At 52.8% G+C, this 25,600-nt stretch carries 21 protein-coding genes and 2 tRNA genes; 8 read left to right on the top strand and 15 right to left on the bottom strand.

Going from position 1 to position 25,600, the window contains the following annotated elements; genetic code table 11:
* Positions 1-54 precede the first annotated feature (54 nt).
* Both H8K27_RS05770 and H8K27_RS05765 read left to right on the top strand, forming a co-directional pair.
* Complete coding sequence (locus tag H8K27_RS05770) at positions 55-2,178, top strand: TonB-dependent siderophore receptor (RefSeq protein ID WP_186862245.1); 2,124 nt, start codon at positions 55-57, stop codon at positions 2,176-2,178.
* A gap of 140 nt (positions 2,179-2,318) precedes the next feature.
* Entirely contained in the window at positions 2,319-3,380 is a 1,062-nt protein-coding gene (locus H8K27_RS05765; RefSeq protein WP_186862244.1) for an alginate lyase family protein, read from the top strand.
* 304 nt (positions 3,381-3,684) lie between these two features.
* Here H8K27_RS05765 and H8K27_RS05760 read toward each other — a convergent pair whose 3' ends face one another.
* The 9 genes from H8K27_RS05760 to H8K27_RS05720 all read right to left on the bottom strand — a co-directional run bounded on the left by H8K27_RS05760 (position 3,685) and on the right by H8K27_RS05720 (position 11,375).
* Positions 3,685-5,142 (bottom strand): Ppx/GppA phosphatase family protein, encoded by a 1,458-nt coding sequence (locus H8K27_RS05760; RefSeq protein WP_186862243.1) that lies wholly within the window; start codon positions 5,140-5,142, stop codon positions 3,685-3,687.
* A 121-nt stretch (positions 5,143-5,263) separates the two neighbouring features.
* A complete protein-coding gene (locus H8K27_RS05755; protein WP_186862242.1) occupies positions 5,264-6,148 on the bottom strand; it encodes a class I SAM-dependent methyltransferase in 885 nt (294 codons plus the stop codon).
* A gap of 154 nt (positions 6,149-6,302) precedes the next feature.
* Positions 6,303-6,378: transfer RNA gene (locus tag H8K27_RS05750), tRNA-Lys, on the bottom strand.
* A gap of 57 nt (positions 6,379-6,435) precedes the next feature.
* Positions 6,436-6,511: transfer RNA gene (locus H8K27_RS05745), tRNA-Lys, on the bottom strand.
* Positions 6,512-6,578: 67 nt separating this feature from the next.
* Positions 6,579-7,337: a tol-pal system protein YbgF gene (ybgF, locus tag H8K27_RS05740; protein WP_186862241.1), complete on the bottom strand. Its 759-nt coding sequence runs from the start codon at positions 7,335-7,337 to the stop codon at positions 6,579-6,581.
* 96 nt (positions 7,338-7,433) lie between these two features.
* Complete coding sequence (gene pal, locus H8K27_RS05735; RefSeq protein ID WP_186862240.1) at positions 7,434-7,967, bottom strand: peptidoglycan-associated lipoprotein Pal; 534 nt, start codon at positions 7,965-7,967, stop codon at positions 7,434-7,436.
* 57 nt (positions 7,968-8,024) lie between these two features.
* Positions 8,025-9,260 (bottom strand): Tol-Pal system beta propeller repeat protein TolB, encoded by a 1,236-nt coding sequence (gene tolB / locus H8K27_RS05730; RefSeq protein WP_230419031.1) that lies wholly within the window; start codon positions 9,258-9,260, stop codon positions 8,025-8,027.
* Between the two features lie 54 nt (positions 9,261-9,314).
* Positions 9,315-10,259 (bottom strand): cell envelope integrity protein TolA, encoded by a 945-nt coding sequence (tolA, locus tag H8K27_RS05725; protein ID WP_186862238.1) that lies wholly within the window; start codon positions 10,257-10,259, stop codon positions 9,315-9,317.
* A gap of 177 nt (positions 10,260-10,436) precedes the next feature.
* Entirely contained in the window at positions 10,437-11,375 is a 939-nt protein-coding gene (locus H8K27_RS05720) for a LysR family transcriptional regulator (RefSeq protein ID WP_186862237.1), read from the bottom strand.
* 154 nt (positions 11,376-11,529) lie between these two features.
* On the opposite strand from H8K27_RS05720, the gene H8K27_RS05715 reads away from it, so the two are divergent.
* The gene (locus tag H8K27_RS05715) at positions 11,530-12,171 is read left to right on the top strand and encodes an NAD(P)-dependent oxidoreductase (RefSeq protein ID WP_186862236.1); all 642 of its coding nucleotides are present in this window, start codon (positions 11,530-11,532) and stop codon (positions 12,169-12,171) included.
* A 361-nt stretch (positions 12,172-12,532) separates the two neighbouring features.
* On the opposite strand, the gene H8K27_RS05710 is transcribed toward H8K27_RS05715, so the two are convergent.
* Complete coding sequence (locus H8K27_RS05710; RefSeq protein ID WP_186862235.1) at positions 12,533-13,534, bottom strand: class 1 fructose-bisphosphatase; 1,002 nt, start codon at positions 13,532-13,534, stop codon at positions 12,533-12,535.
* A 65-nt stretch (positions 13,535-13,599) separates the two neighbouring features.
* Complete coding sequence (gene pepN, locus H8K27_RS05705; protein WP_186862234.1) at positions 13,600-16,278, bottom strand: aminopeptidase N; 2,679 nt, start codon at positions 16,276-16,278, stop codon at positions 13,600-13,602.
* 379 nt (positions 16,279-16,657) lie between these two features.
* Between pepN and H8K27_RS05700 the strand changes: the two genes are divergently transcribed.
* Positions 16,658-17,290, top strand: a complete 633-nt coding sequence (locus tag H8K27_RS05700) for a DUF4136 domain-containing protein (protein ID WP_186862233.1) — start codon at positions 16,658-16,660, stop codon at positions 17,288-17,290.
* A gap of 21 nt (positions 17,291-17,311) precedes the next feature.
* Here H8K27_RS05700 and H8K27_RS05695 read toward each other — a convergent pair whose 3' ends face one another.
* The 4 genes from H8K27_RS05695 to H8K27_RS05680 all read right to left on the bottom strand — a co-directional run bounded on the left by H8K27_RS05695 (position 17,312) and on the right by H8K27_RS05680 (position 21,647).
* Complete coding sequence (locus H8K27_RS05695) at positions 17,312-19,507, bottom strand: DUF1631 family protein (RefSeq protein ID WP_186862232.1); 2,196 nt, start codon at positions 19,505-19,507, stop codon at positions 17,312-17,314.
* An 84-nt stretch (positions 19,508-19,591) separates the two neighbouring features.
* On the bottom strand, positions 19,592-19,729 hold the full coding sequence (locus H8K27_RS05690; RefSeq protein ID WP_186862737.1) for a hypothetical protein: 138 nt from the start codon (positions 19,727-19,729) through the stop codon (positions 19,592-19,594).
* A gap of 23 nt (positions 19,730-19,752) precedes the next feature.
* Positions 19,753-20,727: a quinone oxidoreductase family protein gene (locus H8K27_RS05685; protein ID WP_186862685.1), complete on the bottom strand. Its 975-nt coding sequence runs from the start codon at positions 20,725-20,727 to the stop codon at positions 19,753-19,755.
* An 8-nt stretch (positions 20,728-20,735) separates the two neighbouring features.
* Positions 20,736-21,647, bottom strand: a complete 912-nt coding sequence (locus H8K27_RS05680; RefSeq protein WP_186862231.1) for a DMT family transporter — start codon at positions 21,645-21,647, stop codon at positions 20,736-20,738.
* Between the two features lie 296 nt (positions 21,648-21,943).
* Between H8K27_RS05680 and H8K27_RS05675 the strand changes: the two genes are divergently transcribed.
* From H8K27_RS05675 to nadD, 4 genes are all read left to right on the top strand, one after another.
* Positions 21,944-22,669: a YebC/PmpR family DNA-binding transcriptional regulator gene (locus H8K27_RS05675; RefSeq protein WP_186862230.1), complete on the top strand. Its 726-nt coding sequence runs from the start codon at positions 21,944-21,946 to the stop codon at positions 22,667-22,669.
* Between the two features lies 1 nt (position 22,670).
* On the top strand, positions 22,671-23,945 hold the full coding sequence (gene purD / locus H8K27_RS05670; RefSeq protein WP_186862229.1) for a phosphoribosylamine--glycine ligase: 1,275 nt from the start codon (positions 22,671-22,673) through the stop codon (positions 23,943-23,945).
* Between the two features lie 86 nt (positions 23,946-24,031).
* Positions 24,032-24,940: an oxygen-dependent coproporphyrinogen oxidase gene (gene hemF / locus H8K27_RS05665; protein ID WP_186862228.1), complete on the top strand. Its 909-nt coding sequence runs from the start codon at positions 24,032-24,034 to the stop codon at positions 24,938-24,940.
* Positions 24,931-25,599: a nicotinate (nicotinamide) nucleotide adenylyltransferase gene (nadD, locus tag H8K27_RS05660; protein ID WP_186862227.1), complete on the top strand. Its 669-nt coding sequence runs from the start codon at positions 24,931-24,933 to the stop codon at positions 25,597-25,599. Before hemF ends, nadD begins: the two co-directional genes overlap by 10 nt.
* The last annotated feature ends 1 nt before the right edge of the window (position 25,600 follow it).

The raw sequence follows: 25,600 nt of genomic DNA, 5'->3' as shown, positions 1-25,600 counted from the left end.
GTTCCCTCTCCGCTTTGCCTGCTCCCGCGCTGACATCAGCACAACGAGAGCACCATGACACCACATTCCATTCCCGCTTTTCACCGCAGCCTGCTGGTCATCGCCATCGCGCAGGCATTCGCCGCCACAGCATACGCCCAGAGCAGCGAATCCAGCCCGCAGGAAGTGATCGTCAGCGGTATCAAGCCGCAGGACAACAAGGACGCGCGCAGTAAAGCCGCCGGATTCACCGAAGCCCTGCTGCTCGACACCCCCTTTTCCGTGCATGGCTGGAACAGCCAGCAATTGCAGGACCTGCAGATACGCCAGACCACCGATGCAATGAAATACGACGCCAGCGTGAATGACGCCTACAACGCCGTTGGTTACGCCGAACAGTTTTCCATCCGTGGTTTCGCGCTGGATAATAACAGCAGCTACCGCAAAGACGGTTTCGCCATTCCGGGCGATGCTTCCATCCCGCTGGAAAACAAAGAGCGCATTGAAATTCTTAAAGGCATTTCCGGCTTTCAGTCTGGCTTTGCCACGCCCGGCGGCATCATTGATTACGTCACCAAACGCCCGGCTGCCGCCCCCGTGCGCAGCATCAGCACCTCCATTTCTGAACGCGGCACACTGTACGGCAGCGTTGATCTGAGCGACCTGAGCAACGACCGGCAATTCGGTTACCGCATCAATGCCGCCGGAGAACGTCTGCGCTCCTACGTCAAAGGTGCCGACGGCGAACGCCAGTTTGCCTCCATCGCATTCGACTGGCATCTGTCGCCACAAGCGCTGCTGCAACTGGATGCTGATTACCAGCACAAATCACAATTATCAGTTCCCGGCTTTCAGCTGTTTAACGGCACCGATTTGCCAACTGGCGTACAGGCAGACATGATGCTGAACCAGCAGCCCTGGGCCAAGCCGGTGGATACCCGCGACAGCAATCTGGGCATGCGCTTTGAATACCAGCTCACTACCGACTGGAATGCCAGCGTGGCCGCCAATCAGCACCGTTTCCGGCGCGACGACTACACTGCCTTTCCTTACGGTTGCAGCGCCGCCAACCTGGCTCCGGGCTATTGCGCGAATGGCGATTATGACGTTTACGATTACCGCAGTCTGAACGAATCCAAATCGCTGCTTGGCACCCAGGCGCTGCTGAGCGGCCGGATCGTCACCGGCCTGATCCGCCATCAGCTGGTGTTGGGCGTTACCACATCCCGCCGCGAAGATTATTTCGGCGACTATGTGTACGACTACGTCGGCAGCAGCAACCTGTTCCGTCCGGTTGCTGTACCGTCCTCTCCAAATCAGCCGGGTGTCGCCAGCCTGCGCCGCACCGATCGTGAACAATCGCTGCTGGCGCAGGATGTGATCCATTTCAGCGAACAATGGCAATTCCACGCTGGCATCCGCCGTCTGCACATTGCCCGCAATCAGGTCGATGCGGCGGGTTATGACCGCAATTACTGGGTTTCCAATGCCGCACTGGTGTACAAACCACGGGCAGACATCACTACTTACGTTTCCGCGGCACAAGGGCTGGAACACGGCGGCGTCGCCCCATTCGGTACCCTGAACCAGAATCAGATGCTCAACCCGGCGCGCTCAAAGCAGATTGAAACCGGCATCAAGGCAGAACTGAACCGCAGCCTCAGCGTGTCGGCAGCCCTGTTCCGCATCACCAAACCGCTGGAGTACATCAACGATGCCAATTTCTATGTGCAAAACGGAGAAGCGCAGCACACCGGGCTGGAGCTGTCCGCTCAGGGCAGGCTGACAGCACAATGGACTCTGGGCGCCAGCATCAGCGCTCTGCAAGCCAAACAGCAGGACACCGGCAATCCGGCGCTCGATGGGCAGCGCGTGCTGAACGTCCCGAAACAAAAAGCCACCCTCTACGCCGATTACACCGTCGCGCAAATCAGCGGACTGAGTCTGAACGGCAGCTGGCAGTATTCCGGCAACAAAGCCTACACACCGGATAACAGCATCATCGTTCCCGGTTATCAGGTCTGGAATCTGGGTGCGCGCTATGCCACAAAAATCGCCGGAACCACTACCACCGTCCGCGTCAATATCGATAATCTGGCTGATCGTTTCTACTGGCGCGATGCCACACAGGCACTCGGTGGCTACCTGTTCCCCGGCGCACCACGCACCTATCGCCTGTCGGCACAGTTTGATTTTTGAGAAAAAGACAGCATTGTGACCAGTACAGGCCGGCGGCTTCAGCATACCGGCCTGTACTATACTTGACGTCCAACGTGATTCGCCTGGTTCGCGTGGCTGATTGTCCGGCGTTACTGCCAAGAATTCACCACAACGAGAAAATGATGCATAACGTTTTGCAGAAAATCTCTGTCACGATCCTGTCTCTGGGTGCCGCTGTGTTCGCTCATGCGCAGATGCCATCAGATCAGCTCCTGTTCATTACACCAGCACAGATTCAGGCACTGCAACAGCAACCCGAACGGTGGGTAGCCTTGCAGAAGCGTTGTGATGCCGAGCTCGATGCCAGAGCACAGCCGGTCGCCGATTTTAGCCCGCCACCACACTACTCCTCAACGGGAGTCACGCACGACACAACCGCCAAAAATCTCAGCTCCGATGCCGGTATTATTTATCGCGCAGCCCTCTGCTATCAGCTGACAACGAACCGTACCTACGCCAGTCATGCCCAAACCATGATTGATGCCTGGAGCAAGACTGTCAAAACCGTTGGCAAGGGACAGGGAGCATCCGATTTTAATTTTAATATGCCGCAAATCATTATCGGCGCAAGCCTGGTGCGGCATGTGAATCAATGGGATGACACGGCATTCAGAACCCTGCTCGCAGATAAAGCTGCCGCCACGACACATGCGGATAAAACTAATAATCATGGGAACTGGGGGGTATTACTGGATGCCAGTATCGCGGCCTATCTCGGGGATACTCAGCAGTTGGCAAAGGCGAGTCGCCGCTGGCAGGCGCTGATGCAAAGTCAGGTCGCCGATGATGGTTCTCTGCCGCTCGAAATATGTCGCAGCAATACCAGCAATTACTGCGGTGGTGCAGATAAAGGAATCAACGGTCTGAGTTACACCCATTACACCCTGTTGCCCACCACGATTGCAGCTGAAATATTGACCCTTCGCGGCTTTGATGTATACCAAAGTGAAGCCGGGCGAAAACTGGGACTGGCCTATGCCAGGGCCGCCAGCTGGACGCGTTACCCGGATACTTTTCCCTACTATCAAAGCAACGATGGCAAACTGAATGGCATACGCAATGCTGCCTACTTTTCCATTTTGCAAAAGCACTACCCCAATCCGGATGCCGGCACTGTACTGCGTGAAGGGAAAGTCGGAATGAACGGACTGGAATTGTTGATGCTGTTCCCTGCCGGCTGAACCATGGTCAAACGCCGGAAGCAAACGGATCTGTGTTTATTACGCCTTGCTTCCCGCCACTCAGCAGCGCATCCTCAGAAAATCACGCCGTCGGGCCGGAGACCTGCCCTGGGCGATACATGACACCATCACCGCAAAGCGTCTGTATTGCGGTGAGCACCATTTTTTTCCTTGCCATACTACGGGGAAAACACAAGATACTCCCCCGGAGTATCTTGAACAATCCTTTATTAATATTGAGAACAGGGTGTTTTTCCCCCATACTCCCCATTAACGGATAATTTGACTCATCTTTGCAGCCAGCTCAGACATTGGTTCTGACCAAAAAATCGACGCCGATTTCACGCCAGCATTCGATTTCTTTCTGCAGCCAGTAAGCGACTGTCGGATGTCCCGAAACCCAGTCTCTGCGCATTTCGAGCTCGATGGCTTTTTTCATTTTCAGACGCATGTCTTCGTACTCGATCTCAGCACGGGAATGCATCAGCATGACGGAGAGCCGCAACGCCAGCACTGCTTTGGTAAAGTCGGAATCGGACAGACCTTCCGCCACCTTTCTGAGGTTGCCTTTCTGGCTCAGGATAAATTTGCTCATGATGCGCTGTTCGCGCGTCGTGAAACCGGCCATATCGGCATTTTCAATCATGTAGGCGCCGTGTTTATGATAGCCGGTGTGGGATACCACCATGCCGACTTCATGCAGCGTGGCACTCCATTGCAGCAGGCGCAGGTATTCGTCGCCAGCAGGTCTGAGTTGCAGGTACAGCGATTTCACCATATCTGCGACGCGGTTGGCACGCGACATATCGGTGTGGAACAGTTGCGCCACGTGCTGCACCGCCACTTCACGCCGATCGCGTTTGTTGGCACGCAAATGCAGATCCCACATGACGCCCATGCGCAGACCGGCTTCAATCGGAATCAGCACTTCAATCTGGAATTCTGTCATCAGACCGATCAGAATTGCCAGCCCGCCCACGACCATTGCCACCCGTTCCGGTTTAATGCCGCTGAGCTCCAGATCGCTGATCTGCCCGCACTGTACGCAATACTGCTTCAGTGCATTCAGGCTGTTGAGCGTCAGCTTGCCGTCGCCAAGACCGCCTTTGATAATCGCATCTGCAATCGCCCGCATGGTACCGGATGAGCCATATGCCTTGCGCCAGTGCTGTGGCTGATACGGCGGCGCCGCATCTTCAAACATGGAACGCGCCGACAGTACTGCTGCTTCAAACGCCGCTTCCGTCAGGCGGCCATCCGGGAAAAAACTGGCGCTGTGCCTGACCGTTCCGATGCTGAACGATTCGACCTTCACAATTTCATGGCCACGGCCCAGAATCACTTCTGTGGAGCCGCCACCGATATCCATTACCAGCCGGCGTTCTCCCGGTATCGCCACAGCATTGGCCACCCCCATGTAAATCAGGCGGCCTTCCTCTTCGCCCGAAATCACATCGATCGCATGACCGATCGCCGCTTCGGCACGCGGCAGTAACTGATCGGCATTTTTTGCAATACGGATGGTATTGGTCGCCACGACCCGCAGGCTGTCAATCGGATAGGCGTTCAGGATTTCGCGAAAACGCGCCAGACAATCGATTGCACTCTGCATGGCCTCAGGGGTAAGATTACCGTCCTGATCCAGCCCTGCTGCCAACCGGATCGGTTCACGGGCGCTTTTGACAACACGGATCGCATCCCCTTCATGACGCGCAATATGCATACGAAAACTGTTGGAACCCAGATCAACGGCGGCCAGCATGTTTTCTTTCCTTTTCTATCAAACTCGGTCAAACGGTGAATGAAGTCACAGATAAAACGGCATTGCATGGTGCTGAAAAATGATATTAATCATTTTTTGTGACCAGCAGGTGACGCTTGTTTTATGGTGTGACAAAAAAACGTCTTTGCAAAGATTCCAGCCCTGTCGTTTTCAATACTTCAGCCAGACGCTCCGCAGGTCGTTTGGCGGGTAAACCTTTGTATTCAGCAATAATCAGTTCATTTTTCATGGAATGTTCCCATCCCACCAGCTCGGTCACCCGGACCTGATAACCGTGCGCTTCAAGTTGCAGGCAACGCAGTACATTGGTGATCTGGCTGCCAAATTCACGTGTGTGGATCGGATGCCGCCACATTTCAGACAAAGGATTATGACGGACGGCATCACCCTTATTTTTGCGCAGCTCTGCCGCGACCTCGGCCTGGCAACACGGCACCAGCACCATAAAGCGCGCCTTCTTTTTCAGGGCAAACTGAATCGCATCATCAGTTGCCGTGTCGCAGGCATGCAGTGCTGTCACCATATCCACCTGTTCCGGCAACTCTCTGGAAGTGATCGAATCCGCCACCGACAGATTCAGGAAAGACATGCCCGGAAAATCAAGGCGCTGCGCCAGCTCTGCTGATTTTTGGACCAGTTCGTCGCGGGTTTCGATTCCGTAGATATGCGCTTTGCTTGTTGTCTGCCCGGCCTTGAAAAACAGGTCGTAGAGAATAAATCCCAGATAGGATTTTCCGGCACCGTGATCGACGAGACAGATATCAGTATGATCCTCTTGCAAGGTGTTGAGCAAAGGCTCAATAAACTGGTACAGGTGATAGACCTGCTTGAGTTTGCGGCGGCTGTCCTGATTCAGCCTGCCATCCCGCGTCAGGATATGCAACTCCTTCAACAACTCCAGTGACTGCCCCGGGCGGATATCATGCTTTTCCCCGGTAAGTCCTTCTTTATTCTGTGAGGCTGGTTTGCTGGCAGATTTTTTCATGGTGGCGCATCCGGTAACTGAATCGGAATGATAATTCCAATTCGCTGGTTCTGGCGAACTGCGCGGGGAACATCAGAAATTTCATCATTCCCCAATGCGCAAGCTGCCGCCAAAAACAAAAAAGGACACAGGTTTTCACCTGCGTCCTTTGTTTTGGTAGGCCGTGCGGGATTCGAACCTGCGACCAACGGATTAAAAGTCCGCTGCTCTACCAGCTGAGCTAACGACCCAAAACTTGCTAAAAAATAAAAGACTTATTGGTACGACATAAGTCTTTTTGGTATTCGTGGTAGGCCGTGCGGGATTCGAACCTGCGACCAACGGATTAAAAGTCCGCTGCTCTACCAGCTGAGCTAACGACCCGAAAGACCGAGATTATAGAACGATCGGGGCCGGCTGTCAATGGTGCCGCAGGATTAATAGCGTGATTCTATTTTGCGCTCAGACGATTTTTGGCAGCCTGCGCCGCTTCAGTATCAGGATACTGGCTGATCAATGTTTCCAGCGTTTTTTTGGCCGCAGCTTTTTCTTTCAGCTCGGTATAGCATCCCGCAATGTTGAGCATCGCATCGGGTGCTTTAGGATGATCGGGATAAGTTTTGACCAACTGCTGCATCGCCGGAACCGTGTTCTTGCAATCACGCTGCGCGTAATAAGAATTACCCAGCCAGTATTGCGCAGAACCGGCATATCCCGATTGCGGGTAAGCGTTCAGGAATCCGGAAAATGCTGTAACCGCATTTTTATAGTCACCCGCTTTGAACAATGACATCGCCGCATCATAGTTGCGCTGCTCGGTCGGCTCAACCGTCGTTTCCTTGCCATCCACTGTCATGCGTTTAGGCTCGATCTTGCGCAGACGATTATCGAGATCCACATAAAAATCCTGCTGACGACGCTGTGTATTGGCGACATCATTGGCCAGCACTTCCAGTTGCCCGCGCAGTTTCGCCATTTCCGCACGCAGCTGCTCGTTTTCATTTGCCAGATCGAGCGCGGTGTTTTTATCTGCCTTGGTATCGAGTTTCGCATCAAGGCGGGTATTAAGCGCATCGACTTTGCTGCGCAAATCCAGAATCGCCTTGCGCGCCTCATCGTCATCAAACAAACCGGCAGAAGCAAGTGAAGGAGCCAGCAACACAGACAGGGCTGCAATGGCAACAGAGTGGCGGACAGAAATTAATTTCATAGCATTCAGAAGAAAAATGAAAACGCCGGATCACCCAGACAGGGAACCCGGCGTCATACACGGTAAGACCGTCATGACGACAGTCCTGTCAGGTCATTACTGATAAACGATATCAGCACGGCGGTTTTCTGCCCATGCAGCTTCGTCATGCCCTGCTGCTTTTGGTTTTTCCTTGCCCAGGGAAACAGCTTCCATCTGACCATCAGACACGCCCAGCAGATTCATGGACTTGCGCACGGCCTCAGCACGTTTCTGGCCCAGTGCCAGGTTATATTCGCTGCCGCCGCGCTCATCCGTATTTCCCTGAATCAGGATCTTGCGCTTATTGGAAGTCAGATATTTGGAGTGTGCCTCGACAACAGATTTGTATTCATCCTTAACGACATAGCTGTCAAAATCAAAATACACACTGCGTTTTGCCAGCACGCCTTTCGGGTCGTCAAGCGGATCAACAGAGCCGGTTGATACGGTTTTCACTGCATTCGGATCAGCAGGTGTGGATGTCGTCGCGATCGGCTTTTCTTCAACCTTCGCCTTTTCTTGCAACGGTACTTTAGAAGCACATGCTGACATCAGCACGACACTGGAAATCATTAATGCCAGTGTTTTTGATTGGGAAGTGAGTCGCATTTTTTCTCCTGATTAAAAATAATTACACTATCAACGATAACGTTCAATGCCCATCATTTATTTCATAAAGGGACCCCAGGTGGGCTCCCTGATATCTCCGGCTTGCACCGTCAATTTCTGTTTCACCTTGCCATCGACTGACACCACGGCCAGCGCACCCCGGCGCCCGGATTCCGTTGCATACATGATATAACGGCCGTTCGGTGAAAAACTCGGGGATTCGTCTTTGGTCGTATCAGACAAACGCTGCTCCTGCCCTGTTGCCAGGTCCAGCACATACAGTTGGAATTTGTTATCACGTCGCGAGATATAGGCCAGTGTGCGGCCATCAGGGGAAATGCGCGGCGTGATGTTATAGCTGCCGTTGAATGTGACCCGTTTTGCCTCGCCGCCGCTCGCATTAATCCGGTAAATCTGCGGACTGCCGCCGCGGTCGCTCAGGAAATATACGGATTGCCCATCTGCTGAAAACTGCGGCTCAGTATCGATGCCGCTGCTGCTGGTCAGTTTCTGCAAGCCGGAACCATCTGCGTTCACCGTGTAGATTTGTGTCAGACCGTCGCGTGACAGTGCCACAGCCAGCCGGCTGCCGTCCGGTGACCATGCCGGAGCCGAATTGTTACCTTTAAAATTAGCCACGATACGTCGTTCGCCCGTTACCAGATTCTGCACCCAGACGACGGGTTTCTTGGCTTCAAAAGAGACGTACGCAACCTTGGTGCCATCAGCAGACCATGCAGGAGAAATGATCGGTTCATTGGAGCGCAGGGCGACCTTGATGCCATCACCATCGGCATCAGCCACTTCGAGACGATACTCATTGCCGGCTTTAGTCACATAAGCGATCCGGGTCGCAAATGCGCCGGGGACGCCAGTAAGTTTTTCGTAAATATCGTCAGCGATTTTATGCGCTGTCAGACGGGTGTTGGTGGGTGGAGTGGCGACAGAAAAACCTGACAGCGACACGGACTTTACCGTATCGAGCAAGCGATAACGCACATCGAAACGACCATCTGCGAGTCGCTGCACACTGCCGACCACCAGCGCCTCTGCACCACGCTTTCTCCATTCATCGAAATTCACGGACGCCGTTTCTGTGATCACCGCATCCGCATCGATAATTTTAAAATAACCGCTGCGGTTCAGATCATCTTTGATAATAGAAGTGATCTGCTGCGGCGCCAGTATTTCATCCGCAAAAGCGGCAATCGCCACCGGAATCTGGCTGGAACCGACGCCCGATACCTCCACCCGTAACTGGGCCTGCACCGGTGTGTGCAGCAAACTGCCCATCGCCAGCAATGCGGCACTGAATATAATTTTATTGAATACAGAACTCATTCAGAATTACTCTTCTTTCATTTTGTAAACCAGTTCCAGGCTTGGCGGGGCAAAGCCCGTTTTGTCGCGTGGGAATGGCGCAGATTTTTCAATACCTTTGGCTACGGCCTCATCAAAACCGGGCACACCGGATGATTTCAGTTTGCGTATTGGGCCACGCAGCGAACCATCGACCAACAAGTCAATATGGTATTCCACAGCAGGATTACCCGCTATATTTTCCATACCGCTGAAATTCGTATTCGACCGCACTTTAGCAGCAATTTTGGCAGCATAGCTCGGATCACCACGATTATTACCGGTGGACTTGACAGCTGTACCACTGCCACCGCTGCCGGTCACGCCAGCCTGCGCTGCCAGCCGCTGCATATTTTCTTTAAAGAGCTTATCGCTGGCTGCTTTTTCTTTGGCTTGTTGCGCTTTCTGATCAGCCAGTTTCTGTTTTTCCAGCTTCTCTCTGTCGCGCTCTTTGTCGTGCTCCTTTTCTTTCAGGCGGTCTTGTTCGCGTTGCAGCTCTTTTTGTTTCTCACGCTCTTTTTCTTTTTTCAACTGCTGCTCTTTTTCTGCAGCCAGTCTTTTTTCTTCTTCCAGCTCACGCTGGCGCGCCTCTTCTTTTTTTTGCTCGGCGAGCTGACGTTTTTTCTGCTGCAAGGCAATTTCAGGATCTTCTTTGGGTAATTCTTCCCTGATGACTGGCGGCGGAGTGTCTTTTTGCAAAACCGGTTCAGGCGGCGGTGAGATATCGGCCACCGGCTGAGGCGCGGCTTCACGGGTCGTCATATCCCAGACTTCTGCCTCGACGGCAGTCGATTCTTTATTTTGCCAGCGGATTCCCACCCACAGAAAACCGATCAGTAAAATATGCACCAGAGCCGCCAGCGCGACGGAGCGCCACTGACCGGACTGTCGCTGCGGTGACCGCGGATATCCCGGAAGAGAAACTGAATTCATAACAGATTTGGACTCGCCAACACGGACATGGTTCCGGAAATGGGTAATGGTACAACAGAGGCGCCATTCATTGAATGTTGCCTGAGGTGAAATTATAAACCTCTCAGCGATTTCTGTATGAGAAAAGCCAATCCGGCATTTGTAACCCACTGTGACAATTTCCTGCCCGCCCACATATCAGGTAATAGCGCCGGCACACGTTGAGTTCTGTAAAAATTCACGATAAAAATCGATAAACGCACGAACTTTTGCCGGAATATGACGCCCCGGCGGCAATACCGCATAAATTCCGCCGGACGGCAAACTCCATTCCGGAAAAATACGCACCAGATCACCATTGCGCAATGCATCCTGCAATGACAATTCCTCCATGACCGAAATACCTGCCCCCTGCCGTAACAGTGCCAGCAGCGAACTCGGTGCATCAACCTGAAAGCGCGATTTCATCTGCACTGTCAGCGTGCTGCCATCTGTATGGGTAAATGCCCAGGTCAGTGGTGCAGGCAACAAAGACAAGCTGATCCAGGCATGCCCGCTCAACGCTTCGGGATGTGCAGGTAAACCGTGTTGTTTCAGGTAAGCCGGAGCTGCCACGACAAACTGACGAAACTCTCCAAGTTTGACAGCGCGCTGACTGGAGTCGCGCAGCCAGCCCATGCGAAACGACAAATCAATGCCATCGGCAATCAGATCGCTGATTTTGTCACCTGTGCGCAGATCAATCCTGAGCCTGGGATGCAAACCGGCAAAACGGGCCAATGCCGGCGCCACGGACAAACTCGCCTGATTCACGCTCGCGGCAATCCGCAGGCTCCCAGTCAGCACACCCGGCGCGGCGGTGCGTTCATTCCCGGTCTGGATCAGTGCATCCTGCAAGCCCTGTAGCAGCGGCTGACTCTGCTGTTGCAAATAGCGCCCGGCCTCCGTCAGCGCCACCTTTCGCGTGGTGCGGGTAAACAATGCAGTGCCAAGCTGCTGCTCCAACCGGTTAATCTGAATACTGACTTTGGCCTTGGCCACATTTAATTGCTCTGCCGCTGCCGTGAAACTGCCACTGTCGGCCACCGCAACGAAAATTGTCAGGGCATTCAGATCAATCTGATCCAGCGCAGCCATTTGTACTTCCTCATTCAAACTTAAATTGATAAGGATTTTAAAACAATTAATTATGAATTACACGATTTATCGTACTAATGAATCCTGTCACACTTCCAGGCATGCGTCACACGGTGACCAGACTATTTTATTTACCACAGATACAGGACTGATTATGAAAATTGCACTGATCGGCGCCACCGGCTTTATCGGTTCCGCTTTATTAAAAGAAATTTTATCCCGCCATCATCAGGTCACCGCACTGGTATCCCGTCCGGAGCGGCTGGCAGCCAATCCTCCGCAACTCAGCGTAGTGGCCACTGATGTGCAGAACCCTGTTCAGCTCACACGCCAGCTTGCCGGTTTTGACGCCGTCATCAGCGCTTTCAGCGGTCATGCCAATGGCGATGTTCTGGCTTATTACCGCTCAGGCATCCGTCACATTATCGATGCGAGCAAAGCAGCAGCCGTACCACGTTTGCTGGTGGTCGGCGGTGCCGGCTCTCTGGAGATCGCACCCGGACTGCAACTGCTGGATACGCCGGAATTCCCTGCCGCTTACCGGGCATCAGCCGAAGGTGCTCGTGAAGCGCTGCAGATGCTGCGCGAAGAAAAGACACTGAACTGGACGATGCTGAGCCCCTCCGCCATGATCGCCCCGGGTGAGCGTACCAGTCAGTTCCGCTTGGGCACGGATCAGTTACTTGTTTCAGCGAACGGTAAGAGCCACATTTCTGTAGAGGATTATGCGGTCGCCATGATCGATGAACTGGAACAACCAAGCCATTCACGCCAGCGCTTTACCGTGGGTTATTGAGCCATCCAAACACCTTGCCTGATACCGGAAAGCGACCAGGTTTTCCGGTACAAGGGAGCACAAAACAGCACTGTCCGTTGCAGATGACGCTGCTTTTGATTTTCAATTAGCAATAATGGATGCTATCTGCAACACTGCAATGGCAGTTTCTGCGTGCAGGAAATGTTTTTCGCTGAAACAGCAACTGCTTCCCCACTGTGCTTCCCTTTTCAGGCTTGTCTGCATGACTATGCAGCAAGCCTGTTTTTCTCTGGATGTCGCCTCATCAAAGGTATCCGGATCTGATCTTTGCCAATCTGTAAAAATCGAAGATCAAAAAAAACGGGGCTGAGCGCCCCGTATGATCTGAGAGTGAGGAAAATCACTGCTGATGATAGGACGTAACCCGTTCTACTTCATTTTTTGACCCCAGGAACACGGCAACCCGCTGATGCAGCGAAGTGGGCTGAACATCGAGCATGCGCTGCTGGCCATTGGTTGATGCGCCACCTGCCTGTTCAACGATGAAAGACATCGGATTAGCCTCGTACATCAGGCGCAGCTTGCCGGCTTTATCCGGCTCACGCTGATCGGCAGGATACATAAAAATCCCGCCACGGTTCAGGATGCGGTGCACATCGGCAACCATGGAAGCGATCCAGCGCATATTAAAATCCTTGCCACGCGGTCCGGTTTTACCAGCCAGCATTTCATCGACATAGTGCGTAACAGGTGGATACCAGTGGCGGGTATTCGATGCATTGATCGCAAATTCTTTGGTATCTTCCGGAATCTGCATATTGCGCTGTGTCAGAACCCAGGAGCCCATTTCACGGTCCAGCGTAAAGCAGTTTACGCCATTACCCGTTGTCAGTACCAGCACCGTCTGCGGACCATAGACAGCATAGCCAGCGGCAACTTGTTTGCTGCCTGCCTGCAGAAAATCCTGCTCGGTCGGTTCAGTCATGCCTTCCGGCGCTTTCAGTACTGAGAAAATCGTGCCGATAGAAACATTGACGTCAATGTTGCTCGAACCATCCAGCGGATCGAATAAGAGCATGTATTCGCCCTTCGGATAACGATTGGGAATCTGGTGGATGGTTTCCATTTCTTCGGATGCCATCGCAGCCAGATGGCCGCCCCATTCGTTAGCCTCCAGCAGAATTTCGTTGGACAGGATATCGAGCTTTTTCTGAACTTCGCCTTGAACATTTTCACTGCCTGCACTACCCAGCACTTCGCCGAGTGCACCTTTGCCAACGGCGTGGCTAATGGTTTTGCAGGCCCGGGCGACGACTTCGATCAGCAGACGCAACTCTGCCGGAATCGAATTATTCAGACGTTGTTCTTCAACCAGATACTGGGTCAGACTAACACGTTTCATAATGCTCCTCTTCATTAAAATTTTCAGCGGCCGCCGATATCCAGTTCGGTCCGGCGGCCATTTGCTTATGCTGCCAGCGCCTTGCTGACAACTTCTGCGACATCTTTGGATAAATTCTTGGCAGCAGCGACCTTACCCAGCGCCGCTTTCATTTTTTTCTGCAGATGCTCGGGGTATTTTTTCCAGCGATCCAGGCTGCGCGCCAGGCGGGCGGCAACCTGCGGATTGATCTTGTTAAGTGCAATCACCAGTTCCGCCCACAAGATGTAGCCGCTTCCGTCTGCAGCATGGAAACGGGATGGATTGGCATTGCAAAAACCAAAGATCAGACTGCGCGCCCGGTTAGGATTCGTCAATGTAAATGCGGGATGCTCCATCAGTTCACAAATAGTCTTCACATCGGTCGTGTGTGCAGTGGCCTGCAACATGAACCATTTGTCGATGACCAGCGCTTCCTGTTTAAATTCTTTATAGAACTTTTTGAGCGCCTTGGCTGCCTGCTTGATCTGTTTGCCGCTGCCGTTAAAATTGGTCAGCGCTGTCAGCGCAGCCAGCCGGTCGGTCATGTTTTCAGCCTCATCAAACTGCGTCAGCGCCAGCGCCAATGTGCTGTCATCGACCCATTCCAGCAAATAGGATAAGGAAAGATTTTTCAGACTGCGCTTTGCCATCGACGCTGCATCAGGACTATATTTTCCCGGTGTCAGATAAGTTTCGTAGGTTCGCAGCAAATCTGCACGTAAATGCTGCGTTAATGTGGCACGAACAAACTGGCGTGCGGTATGAATCGCTTGCGGATCAACCACGCTGAATTCTTCGGCAATCATCGCTTCGGAAGGCAAAGTCAGCATCAGTTCGCGGAATGAAGGATCAAGCGACTCATCGTTCAGTATACTGCGCCATGCCTCGATAAACAGCTGGTCGAGCTCCAGTTTCTCACCTTGCTGCACCGCTTTGGTCAGGCGAACCAGACGGCGGGACGCCAGACGCTGTCCTGCTTCCCAACGATTGAAGGGATCGCTGTCATGCGCCAGCAGATGGCTCAGATCATCATCGCTGTATTCAATATCCAGAATCACCGGTGCAGAGAAATTTCTCAATAGCGAAGGCACTGGCAGGCTTCCGACCTGGCTGAAGCGGAAAGTCTGCGTGGCGTCAGTCAGTTCAAGTACCAGATTGCTTGCTCCGGCCTGATTCTCGTAACCGTCACAATACAAAGGCATATCATGTCCGGCACTGTCCAGCAGTCCCATCGCCACCGGGATGTGGAAAGGTAATTTTTCTGCCTGCCCCGGCGTCGCTGCACAGGATTGTGTCAATGTGATTTCATATATCTGGGCCGCTGCATCATACGCAGTCTGCACCTTGACATGCGGGGTTCCGGCCTGGCTATACCAGCGCTCAAACTGCGTCAGATCACGGCCACTGGAATCCGCCATCGCAGCCCGGAAATCATCGCACTCCACCGCCTGACCATCGTGTCTCGCAAAGTACAGATCCATTCCTTTGCGGAAGCCATCATGCCCCAGCAAGGTGTAGTACATACGCACAACCTCGGCGCCTTTTTCGTAAATCGTTACAGTATAAAAATTGTTGATCTCAACAAAAGAATCCGGACGCACCGGATGCGCCATCGGCCCGGCATCTTCCGAAAACTGCACCTGACGCAATACCCGCACATCTTCAATCCGCTTCACCGCACGGCCGGTCACCGTGCCGACCAGATCAGCAGAAAATTCCTGATCCCGGAAGACAGTCAATCCTTCTTTCAGCGACAGCTGAAACCAGTCACGGCAGGTGACCCGGTTACCAGTCCAGTTATGGAAATACTCATGTCCGACAACGGACTCTATACCTGCGTAATCGACATCAGTAGCAATACGCGGATTGGCAAGCACATACTTGGTGTTGAAAATATTCAACCCCTTGTTTTCCATCGCCCCCATGTTGAAGTCACTGGTCGCGACAATCATGAAGCGATCCAGATCAAGCTCCAGACCAAAGCGGTCTTCATCCCACCGGATACTGTTTTTCAGCGAATCCATGGCATGCTGGGTTTTATCCAGATTACCGTCTTCCACCCATACCTGCAGCAGTACCTTGCGGCCAGATTGCAGCCTGTATTTTTCTTCCTGGCATACCAGCTTCCCGGCGACCAGGGCAAACAAATAAGACGGTTTTTTGAAGGGATCTTCCCATTTTGCAAAATGGCGGCCATCGCCCAGATCACCTTCTTCAATCAGATTGCCGTTTGCCAGCAAAACAGGGAATTTCTTTTTATCAGCGCGCAGCATCACGGTGTACTTCGCCATCACATCCGGGCGATCCGGGAACCAGGTGATCTTGCGAAAACCCTCAGCTTCGCACTGAGTGATGAAGTTGCCGTTGGATGCGTACAGACCGGACAAAGAAGTATTTTTTACCGGCTGAATCCGGGTTTCAATCTCCAGCACCACCTGATCAGGGGCATTGGGGATCCGCATGATTTCGCCATCAATCGTATAGGCGGACTTCTTGAGATTCACGCCGTTCATCCGCAATTGCAGCAGCTTGAGTGACGCGCCAAACAGCACCAGATCTTTTTCCGCACTGTCGTAATTTCTGCGCATGGTCAGTCTGGTCGCAACATGGGTATGGTCAAGATCCAGATCAAAGCCCATTTCTACCGTATCTACCCAATAACCGGGGGCAACATAGTCTTTACGGTAAATGGCTTGAGGTGTTGGTGCGGTATCGTTACGCATAGCCTGATGTCTCGCTGAATGAAAAATGAGGGAAGTGGTCAGAATCTTGTGAACCTGACCGGAATGCACGGATTCATGAGTCAAGATGAATTCAATATGTTCCTACACCGTCATTCTACCAATACCAGCGCCTGCAGGCACGAAACGATGCACTCACAGATATGTCTGTATGCGGAAAAATGAACGAAGCAGAACCACTTATCGGGGAACCCCGCGGCAGATAAGCAATCAGACAGTTACATACCGAAATGGAAATCAGCAATACTTCGTCTTATCATAGATACATGAACAGGCATATCGGCGTGACATCTGAATTCAGGTCAGCCCACATTGCGGTTTCAGCCCCGATATGTCCGATTATTTCAGTAAGGAGTCAATCATGAGACATTTTTTATCCGCTACTGCCATCTCTTTAGGTATGCTGCTGTCTGGATGCGCAACTACTTTTACCGGCCAGGTCACGACTTTCCACGAGTGGCCGCAACAACTATCGTCGACCAGCTACATTGTCGAGCGTTTACCGGCACAGGAAAATAATCCGGAATACAAAGTTTATGAAGAGGAATTGCGACAGCAATTGGGCTTGCATGGTTTTCAGGAAGTCGCAGCGGGCGCGACGCCGGCGCTGAAAGTGAACATGCAATATGCGACATCACCAAGCGAAATCCAGTATTCGATGCCGTGGGGCCCTTCCATGATGGATCCTTACTGGCGACTTCACTTCAGTCGGGCATATCAGTTCTATCCGTATTCGCCCTACTATTTCGGCAGCCCTTTCTACATGCTGAGAACGTCTGATGTGACGGTACGTCGCTATTACCTGCACCAGCTGGAAATCAGCATCAGTGATTTTTCCAATGGCAAGAAGCTGGCTGATATCAAAGCCAGCACGGAACAGTTGAATCCAAATATTACGGAAAGCATGCCCTATCTGATCGAGAGCGCCCTGAAAAATTTCCCTGGGCAAAACGGCAGCACAACCAACGTTGAAATTCCGCTTAATAAAAATTAACCCACTGCGGACACAAGGAAATCAGGCCGGTGGATCGCGCAGGGCCTCGACCAGAGCGCGGTCCACAATCGAGCTGGCGGAAACCTCCACGGCATCACCGGTACGCAACTGCGCCAACAGCTCTTCGCTGGAAATGGAAAAGGAGTCATACCCTTTCCTGTTAGTGAAAATGTAGCGTGTCCGTTTAGGGCTGACCCAGGCCAGTTTAAAGCGGTTAATAACGCCACTGCTGCTCATAAAATCGAGCCAGATGCCACGCTCCATTTTATCCAGCACGGGCAGCCAGGGATCGGGTAATTGCTCCGACTGATCGGTCACCTGCCGGTTCAGCTTTTTCTCGCTTGCGCGCTGGGCAATGTTGACCGCTATTTCCAACTGCCGGCGCGGTGAAAATTCCAGCGGTGCCCGGGCAATAGCTGCATGGCGTTCTGCCAGCTTGGAGAAAAACAAGACCCGCTCCGGCTCATCCCATTTGATTGCATTCAGCCAGGCATTCAACAATGTCAGCATTGCTGGCAACTTGCTGACCAGCTCTTTCCGCTCTTCCGGATTATTCTTGGGCTTCAGGCTCCAGATCAGGTCGTCCATCGTCCGCAACGCATTTTCCAGCGCATTCGGCTTTTCTTCCTTGACGTTATGCGCAATCGTTAAAATACGTATCCATTGATTGCGTAAAAACTCCTCCAGGAATCCGGCGACCTCTCCGGTTTCAACGCGGATAGCCACATCATTTTCGGCAAATTCCCGCGCCAGGCGCATCTTTTCCTGCTGCAGCGCCTGCGCAACCGGTTCGGAAATCGCCTGTTCTGCCTGCTGCTCTTCTTCCTTCAGAAAAGCTTCCAGATCGGCGACCACATTAGAAAACAACTCAATCTGCTGGTCGAAATCCTGCTGCACCCGGTCAACAATACCTTCGATCATCTGGTACAACGGATCTTCATTACTGGCATCCTGCCCCAGAAAAACACTTGATTTTGCCAGCGTATCGATCAGTACCCGGGCCGGATGGCTCTCTTTGAAAAAGAAATCCTTATCCAGCAAAGCCACTTTCAATGTCGGAATCTGAAGCTGCCCTATCAGAGACTTGATTTCTTCGGGAATGCTCGGATCATTGAACACATAATCAAAAATCCGCGCCAGAAGTTCAATGGTATTCTGATCTATGTGCGTCAGTTCCGCTGCCGGCGCTTCCTGACTGAGACGCCGCAAATAGGTGCGGTCATCCGCGGGCTGATTCTGGAATAACTGTTTCTGCAAGCCAGTCAGGTAGTCAAAAAAACGCCGGTCGATCGTCACCATCTCTGGTGCTGCCACCATCCCTTCGTCTCCTGGTCCAGCAAACGACGAGCCCGACCAGGACATTGGTTGTCCGCTTCCTGTTTCACCAGCAGCATTTCTGACCGCAGCACCCTGCCCTGTCTGCCCGATTTTCTGTGCGTTAGCAGAAAAAATACTGCGTAGCTTGTTTTCCAGATACGGGTCGCCCGACTCATGCTGACGGTCACGGACCGGAGTATGACGTTTTTTGTTTTCGCGCTTGACTGCATCGGTATCGACAACAACACCGCGCTCATGCAAAGCATCGTTTAGTCCCTGGTACACAGTTCCTAACTGCAGAAACAGGTCAGGCTGCATCAGGCTCAAGATCAGCCGGGGCGTTTCCTGTACCGATTCAAATTCCTGCCACGACTGGACGACGGCGTTTACAAAAACTTCAGGCCGGAACGGGTTTTGGGAGACGCTGATCGGAGTGCGGTTCAGTGCCAGCCCAATCCGGGAATTCAGCTCCACCAGCTTCTCGGCATTATTCACTTCCAAGGCCTTGATCAGGTTATTGCTCAATACCTTGTTTTCCATTTCCTCAAACGTCACCAGAGAAAAATCTTTGGCGCCAGGTGTTTCGGTATATTTTCTGCGGGTATTGATGATACTGACTTCTTTGGTCAGGACAGCGCTGATCTGGGATGCCAGCAAGCGATAAAACGTGGAAGGGTTGCGCTTGAGCAACTGATAAGCCTGAAAGCTTTTTGCTGCTTCTTCCGGCTGGACAGTCTGGTCCGAGACTTTAAACAAAGCCTCTGTCAGCCGCGACGAAAATGCCTCCAGCTGAGATGAAATTAGGTTGGTTGCCACCGGCACCAGACTCTGCAACATGAGCAGACGCCCGGAGCTGGAAAACTCATGCTTTTTGGCAGTATTTAAAGGAATTGTATCCATTACCCAGTTTTCAGCGCCTATCAATAATCTTTCAGACAATTTTTCCGGAATGATAATCCGCTGCACCAGATTCAGCCACCCCTGTTACGGACTGTAATAAGCTTCTGTCGCCACCGTAATCAGCACAATCAGCATCACTGCAAAAAACAGAACGATTAACAAACGCCCGAACTTGGGCGTGCCGTCATCCGTTACCGGAAAATTATTGTCAGATTCACGCATATTTTATGGTCTTATTTGTTGCTTTATGGAATCAACAAGGTGGAACCTGTTGTTTTTCTGGCTTCCAGATCGCGATGCGCCTGCTGAACTTCGCTCAAAGGGTAACGCTGACGGATGTCAATTTTCACTTTTCCGCTTTCCACCATTGCAAACAACTGTGCCGCCATCTGTTCCAGGTCTTCGCGCTTTGCCGTGTAGTTCATCAGGCTTGGCCGGGTGATGAACAATGAGCCGCGCGATGCCAGCTCGTTCAGACTGAATGCCGGTACCGGACCGGAAGCACTGCCGAAGCTGACCATCATCCCCATGGGCGACAGGCAATCGAGTGAACCAGTGAAAGTATCGCGGCCAATCGAATCGTAAACCACGGGAACGCCCTTGCCTCCGGTGATTTCCCTGACCCGTTGCACAAAATTTTCTGTATTGTAGTTGATTACATGCGCACAGCCATGTGCTTTTGCCAGTTCAGCCTTTGCATCCGAACCGACAGTGCCGATCATGGTGACGCCAATTGCCCGCGCCCACTGACAGGCAATCAGACCAACCCCGCCTGCTGCGGCATGAAACAGGATGGTTTCGCCGCCACGCAGAGGGAATGTCCGGTGAAACAGATATTGCACGGTCAGCCCTTGCAGCATCATCGCCGCCGCCGTATCAAAAGAGATACTGTCTGGCAATCTGACGATGTTGTCAGCAGGCATGATGCGCGCCTCGGCATAAGCGCCCACCGGGCGCCCCGCGTAGGCCACGCGATCGCCAACGCGCAAATGGCCGACCCCTGAGCCGACCGCCTCGACAACACCAGCAGCTTCCATCCCTAATCCGGCTGGTAAAGGCTGGGCATAAAGGCCAGTCCGGAAATACACATCAATATAATTCAGGCCGCATGCATGATGTCTGACCCTGACTTCCCCCGGTCCCGGTTCGCCGATTGGGACATCGACGTATTCCATGACTTCCGGCCCGCCGGTATGCTGAATTCTGACTGCTTTCACCATCATGCCTCCTAGATTTTTTTCTTCGATAAAAGATACATGCCGCCCATAACCAGCGCCGTACCGGCAAGCTGCCAGCCGGTAATGGGTTCGGCCAGGAAAAATGCACCTAAAAACAATGTTGAGACCGGTCCGATCATCCCTGCCTGGGAAGCCGTTGCCGCGCCGATCCGTTTTACTGCAATCATCGTCATGAAAACCGGCAGCACCGTACAAAAAATCGCATTCACCAGTGACAGCCAGTAAACCGGCATCGGCTGCCATAACATGCTGCTGGGTCTCAGGATGAAAAACTGCCCGATGCAGGCGGCACTGGAAACGCACATGGCGTAAGACACCAACCGCAGCGAACCGATCTTCATCACCAATTGTCCGGACTGAATCAGATATACCGCATAGGATACCGCAGCCCCCAATACCAGCAAGGAACCCAGCAAGACATCCGCACCACCGAATTTCAGATCATGCAGAAAAACCAGCACGATGCCCAGATAACTGACAATCAGGGCAGCCCATTCCAGCGGGGAGACCGATCTGCGGTAATACACTGCCGACATCAGCAGGACGAAAGAAGGTGTCAGAAAAAGAATCAGACGCTCCAGTCCGGCAGTAATGTATTGCAAACCCAAAAAGTCCAGAAACGAAGACAGGTAATATCCCATCAGACCAAGGATCACTAAACGCCAGCGGTCTGCAGCTGGCAAAGCAGCTGACTGGCGCATCTGCCACAGCGCAATACCAGCGAACACCGGCAGGGAAAACGCCATGCGGAACGTAATCAGCGTCACCGCATCGACGTGATAGCGATAAATCAGTTTGGCAACAATGGCCTTGGTTGAAAACAGGACTGCCCCGGCAATAGCGATCATTAAACCGCTGAGATAATGTTGCCGGGCACGTGAAGTCGGAACGGGAGAATCCATGAAAGAATTTATATTATTGAGCAGCATCTGACCGGGCGTGGCACGACTTAGCTAAAAGGTATTGTCATGCCATCTGCAATCCATTGTACGCAATCCCGCGATTTTCTTCCCGCGTAACAATTTTTTTCATCTGTCTGATCTGTATCATCGAACTGCATTTACATGACCTGAGGCATGGCTCCTGCCGGATTTCTGTCATGTCTATATGGTAAAATGCGCGTCTTCAATATCAAACCAAGCTAGGCAGGACAGCGGTTAGCAATCATCCGTTAGCGCCGATTCAGGAAAGAACGACCATGGCAGGACATAGTAAATGGGCCAATATCAAACACAAAAAAGCCGCGACTGATGCAAAACGCGGCAAAATCTGGACCCGGCTGATTAAAGAAATTACCGTTGCGGCACGCATGGGTGGCGAAGATGTGGATTCCAACCCCCGCCTGCGCCTGGCTGTCGATAAAGCGGCTGACGCAAATATGCCGAAAGAAAACGTCACGCGTGCCATACAGCGCGGTGCCGGCACTCTGGAAGGTGCGAACTATGAAGAAGTCCGCTACGAAGGCTACGGCATCGGCGGTGCGGCACTGATCGTCGACTGCATGACCGACAACCGGGTTCGCACGGTGGCAGAAGTACGTCATGCATTCAACAAATTCGGCGGCAACATGGGTACAGAAGGTTCTGTCGCTTTCATGTTCAAACATTGCGGCCAGATGTTGTTTGCACCGGGCACCAATGAAGATGCGCTGATGGAAGCGGCGCTCGAAGCCGGTGCCGAAGACATCGTGACCGATGAGGAAGGCGGAATTGAGGTGCTGTGCGCGCCGTTCGATCTGTCGGATATCCGCGCCAAGCTGGAAGCCGCAGGCTTCAAGCCGGAAGTGGCCGAAGTGACGATGAAACCAGCGACTGAAACCGTATTTACCGGTGACGATGCAGTCAAAATGCAAAAGCTGCTCGACGCGCTGGAAAACCTGGACGACGTACAGGAAGTTTATACCAACGCCATCATAGAAGAATAAGATGAAAATTCTCGTTGTCGGCTCAGGTGGCCGCGAACACGCTCTTGCCTGGAAACTCGCTCAGTCTGAACGCGTGCAGACAATCTTTGTGGCGCCGGGCAACGGTGGAACAGCAACCGATATCCGTCTCAAAAATATTCCGATTACGGATCCTGCAGCGCTGGCTGATTTTGCAGAACAGGAACATATCGGCCTGACCGTGGTTGGCCCTGAAGTCCCGCTGGCCGCCGGTATTGTGAATATTTTCCGCGACCGCGGCCTGAAAATTTTTGGTCCGACCAGAGAGGCTGCACAACTGGAAAGCTCCAAGGATTTTGCCAAAGCATTCATGCACCGCCATGCTATTCCGACTGCGGAATATCAGACTTTTGCCGATCTCAGGGCCGCACACGCATACATTGATGCCAAAGGTGCGCCGATTGTGATCAAGGCCGACGGGCTGGCTGCCGGTAAAGGCGTAGTAGTGGCAATGACGCTGGACGAAGCCCATGCAGCTGTCGATATGATGCTGTCTGACAACAAGCTCGGTGATGCCGGTGCGCGCGTCGTGATCGAAGAGTTTCTGGCTGGCGAAGAGGCCAGTTTCATCGTCATGGTCGATGGCAAGAACATTCTGCCGCTGGCAACCAGTCAGGACCATAAACGCCTGCTGGACAATGATGAAGGTCCGAATACCGGCGGTATGGGCGCCTACTCCCCTGCCCCGATCGTCACACCGCAGCTGCATGCACGGGTCATGCGCGAGATCATCGTCCCGACCGTGCAAGGCATGGCAAAAGACGGGATCGTTTTCACAGGCTTTTTGTACGCCGGTCTGATGATCGACGATCAGGGTAATCCTAAAACGCTGGAATTTAACTGCCGTATGGGAGATCCTGAAACCCAGCCTATCATGGCGCGGCTGAAAACCGATCTGGTCCAGGTCATGGAACATGCAGTCAACGGCACCCTCGACAGTGTCGAACTGGAATGGGACAGACGCACGGCCATGGGTGTGGTGATGGCGGCGGCCGGCTACCCCGATACCCCGCGTAAAGGCGATAAAATCACCGGCATTCCGGCAGAGACGGCGGATTGTGTGACATTCCATGCAGGTACAACGCTGACTGACAAGACACTGAGCTGCAACGGTGGCCGCGTGCTGTGCGTTGTCGGTCTCGGTGACACCGTGAAGCTGGCGCAAAAACATGCTTATGACGCGGTCGAAAAAATTCATTTCGATGGCGCACAGTATCGCCGCGACATAGGCTGGCGCGCGCTGAACCGCAAACATTAATCGGCAGGTGGGAGGTGGATGCCTCCTTGTAATCGTGATGGGTTGGACGCTGTCCAGCCCGTCTTGCTTTTGAAGAAAGCAACGGCATGACGGACATAACACATACTCAGGCAGTCAAACAATATTTTCTGGGACTTCAGAATCATATTGTGTCGGCGCTGGAAGCGACAGACGGAAAGCTATTCATTAGCGATAGCTGGGAGCGTCCCGAGGGCGGCGGCGGGATTTCGCGCGTCATCGAAAATGGTCAGGTATTTGAACGCGGCGGAGTCAACTTCTCACATGTCCGTGGCGCACAACTACCGGCATCGGCCGCCGCCAGCAGACCGGAACTGGCAGGCAGAGCCTGGGAAGCGATGGGCGTGTCGCTGGTATTGCATCCACGCAATCCTTATGCGCCGACAGTGCACATGAATGTCCGTTTTTTCACGACCCATGCAGCTGACGGCGAAGCAGTCTGGTGGTTTGGCGGCGGCATGGATCTGACGCCTTATTATGGTTTTGAAGAAGATGCCCGTCACTTCCACCAGACTTGTAAAGATGCGCTCACACCGTTTGGCGATCATTTGCATCCCCGTTTTAAAAAATGGTGTGACGAATATTTTTATCTGAAACACCGTCAGGAGGCTCGCGGTGTCGGTGGCGTATTTTTTGATGATTTTCATGAGCTCGGATTTGAGCGCAGTTTCGCCATGACACAGGCTGTCGGTAATGCGTTCATTCCCGCTTATCGCCCTATTCTTGAAAAGCGCCAGAACCTCGCCTATGGTGAACGGGAGCGTGATTTTCAGACCTACCGGCGCGGACGCTATGTGGAATTCAATCTGGTTTTTGACCGGGGCACCCATTTTGGTTTGCAATCCGGCGGTCGCACTGAATCCATCCTGATGTCGATGCCGCCTGTCGTAAAATGGCGCTATAACTGGACACCGGAAGCCGGCACTCCGGAAGCAGCACTGACGCAAGACTTTCTGGTGCACAAGGAATGGGTGTAAACACCGCGACACGCTGCATACTGGTTCTGGGCGGCAGTTTTGATCCGGTTCATGCAGGTCATGTCGCCCTTGCCCGCAGTCTGGCCAACATGCTGAGGCCAGATGAATTACGCATTATTCCCGCGGGTCAACCCTGGCAAAAAAACGCTCTGACGGCTACATCAGAGCAACGTGTAAGTATGCTGAGACTGGCATTTGAAAACTGGGCAAACTGCCCGGTCTGTATTGACGAACAGGAGATACAAAAAACCCGCCAGCGCCAGCCGACTTATACCATAGACACCCTGCGTGCACTGCGCAGCACATGGGGTGATGACGTATCCATCTGTTTTGCGATGGGTGCCGACCAGCTGCAAAATCTGCATACATGGCATGAATGGCGCAACCTTTTTGATGTGGCCAATTTGTGCGTTGCTGCCAGACCGGGCTTCAGTCTGGACATCGCCGCACCAGCAGTGGCCGCCGAGTGGTACCGGCGTGCAGTAACGCCGGATGTCATGCGCAGACAGGCTTATGGCGGCACCTGTATAGAACCGGAGCTGGCGGTGGATGTGTCTGCCACCCAACTGCGCACAGGATTGAAACAGCATAACCCGACAATGAGATTGCTAGTCCCTCACAAGGTGCTAGACTACATACAACAACATTCAATTTATTAAA

Source organism: Cognatundibacterium griseum (assembly GCF_014284195.1).
GTDB classification, from domain to species: domain Bacteria; phylum Pseudomonadota; class Gammaproteobacteria; order Burkholderiales; family Burkholderiaceae_D; genus Undibacterium; species Undibacterium griseum.
Note: the sequence above shows the minus strand (reverse complement) of the source record. Positions and strands in the feature narration are given on the sequence as shown.

Excerpts from the sequence above, each read along its gene's own strand:
- H8K27_RS05700 (WP_186862233.1), top strand. The coding sequence starts at position 16,658 with ATGAGACATTTTTTATCCGCTACTGCCATCTCTTTAGGTATGCTGCTG.
- H8K27_RS05770 (WP_186862245.1), top strand. The coding sequence starts at position 55 with ATGACACCACATTCCATTCCCGCTTTTCACCGCAGCCTGCTGGTCATC.
- pal (WP_186862240.1), bottom strand. The coding sequence starts at position 7,967 with ATGCGACTCACTTCCCAATCAAAAACACTGGCATTAATGATTTCCAGT.
- hemF (WP_186862228.1), top strand. The coding sequence starts at position 24,032 with ATGACGGACATAACACATACTCAGGCAGTCAAACAATATTTTCTGGGA.
- pepN (WP_186862234.1), bottom strand. The coding sequence starts at position 16,278 with ATGCGTAACGATACCGCACCAACACCTCAAGCCATTTACCGTAAAGAC.
- H8K27_RS05760 (WP_186862243.1), bottom strand. The coding sequence starts at position 5,142 with ATGCTGGCCGCCGTTGATCTGGGTTCCAACAGTTTTCGTATGCATATT.
- H8K27_RS05685 (WP_186862685.1), bottom strand. The coding sequence starts at position 20,727 with ATGGTGAAAGCAGTCAGAATTCAGCATACCGGCGGGCCGGAAGTCATG.
- H8K27_RS05695 (WP_186862232.1), bottom strand. The coding sequence starts at position 19,507 with ATGGATACAATTCCTTTAAATACTGCCAAAAAGCATGAGTTTTCCAGC.
- H8K27_RS05755 (WP_186862242.1), bottom strand. The coding sequence starts at position 6,148 with ATGAAAAAATCTGCCAGCAAACCAGCCTCACAGAATAAAGAAGGACTT.
- ybgF (WP_186862241.1), bottom strand. The coding sequence starts at position 7,337 with ATGAAATTAATTTCTGTCCGCCACTCTGTTGCCATTGCAGCCCTGTCT.
- H8K27_RS05720 (WP_186862237.1), bottom strand. The coding sequence starts at position 11,375 with ATGGCTGCGCTGGATCAGATTGATCTGAATGCCCTGACAATTTTCGTT.
- tolB (WP_230419031.1), bottom strand. The coding sequence starts at position 9,260 with ATGGGCAGTTTGCTGCACACACCGGTGCAGGCCCAGTTACGGGTGGAG.
- H8K27_RS05765 (WP_186862244.1), top strand. The coding sequence starts at position 2,319 with ATGATGCATAACGTTTTGCAGAAAATCTCTGTCACGATCCTGTCTCTG.
- tolA (WP_186862238.1), bottom strand. The coding sequence starts at position 10,259 with ATGAATTCAGTTTCTCTTCCGGGATATCCGCGGTCACCGCAGCGACAG.
- H8K27_RS05710 (WP_186862235.1), bottom strand. The coding sequence starts at position 13,534 with ATGAAACGTGTTAGTCTGACCCAGTATCTGGTTGAAGAACAACGTCTG.
- H8K27_RS05680 (WP_186862231.1), bottom strand. The coding sequence starts at position 21,647 with ATGGATTCTCCCGTTCCGACTTCACGTGCCCGGCAACATTATCTCAGC.
- nadD (WP_186862227.1), top strand. The coding sequence starts at position 24,931 with ATGGGTGTAAACACCGCGACACGCTGCATACTGGTTCTGGGCGGCAGT.
- H8K27_RS05675 (WP_186862230.1), top strand. The coding sequence starts at position 21,944 with ATGGCAGGACATAGTAAATGGGCCAATATCAAACACAAAAAAGCCGCG.
- H8K27_RS05690 (WP_186862737.1), bottom strand. The coding sequence starts at position 19,729 with ATGCGTGAATCTGACAATAATTTTCCGGTAACGGATGACGGCACGCCC.
- purD (WP_186862229.1), top strand. The coding sequence starts at position 22,671 with ATGAAAATTCTCGTTGTCGGCTCAGGTGGCCGCGAACACGCTCTTGCC.
- H8K27_RS05715 (WP_186862236.1), top strand. The coding sequence starts at position 11,530 with ATGAAAATTGCACTGATCGGCGCCACCGGCTTTATCGGTTCCGCTTTA.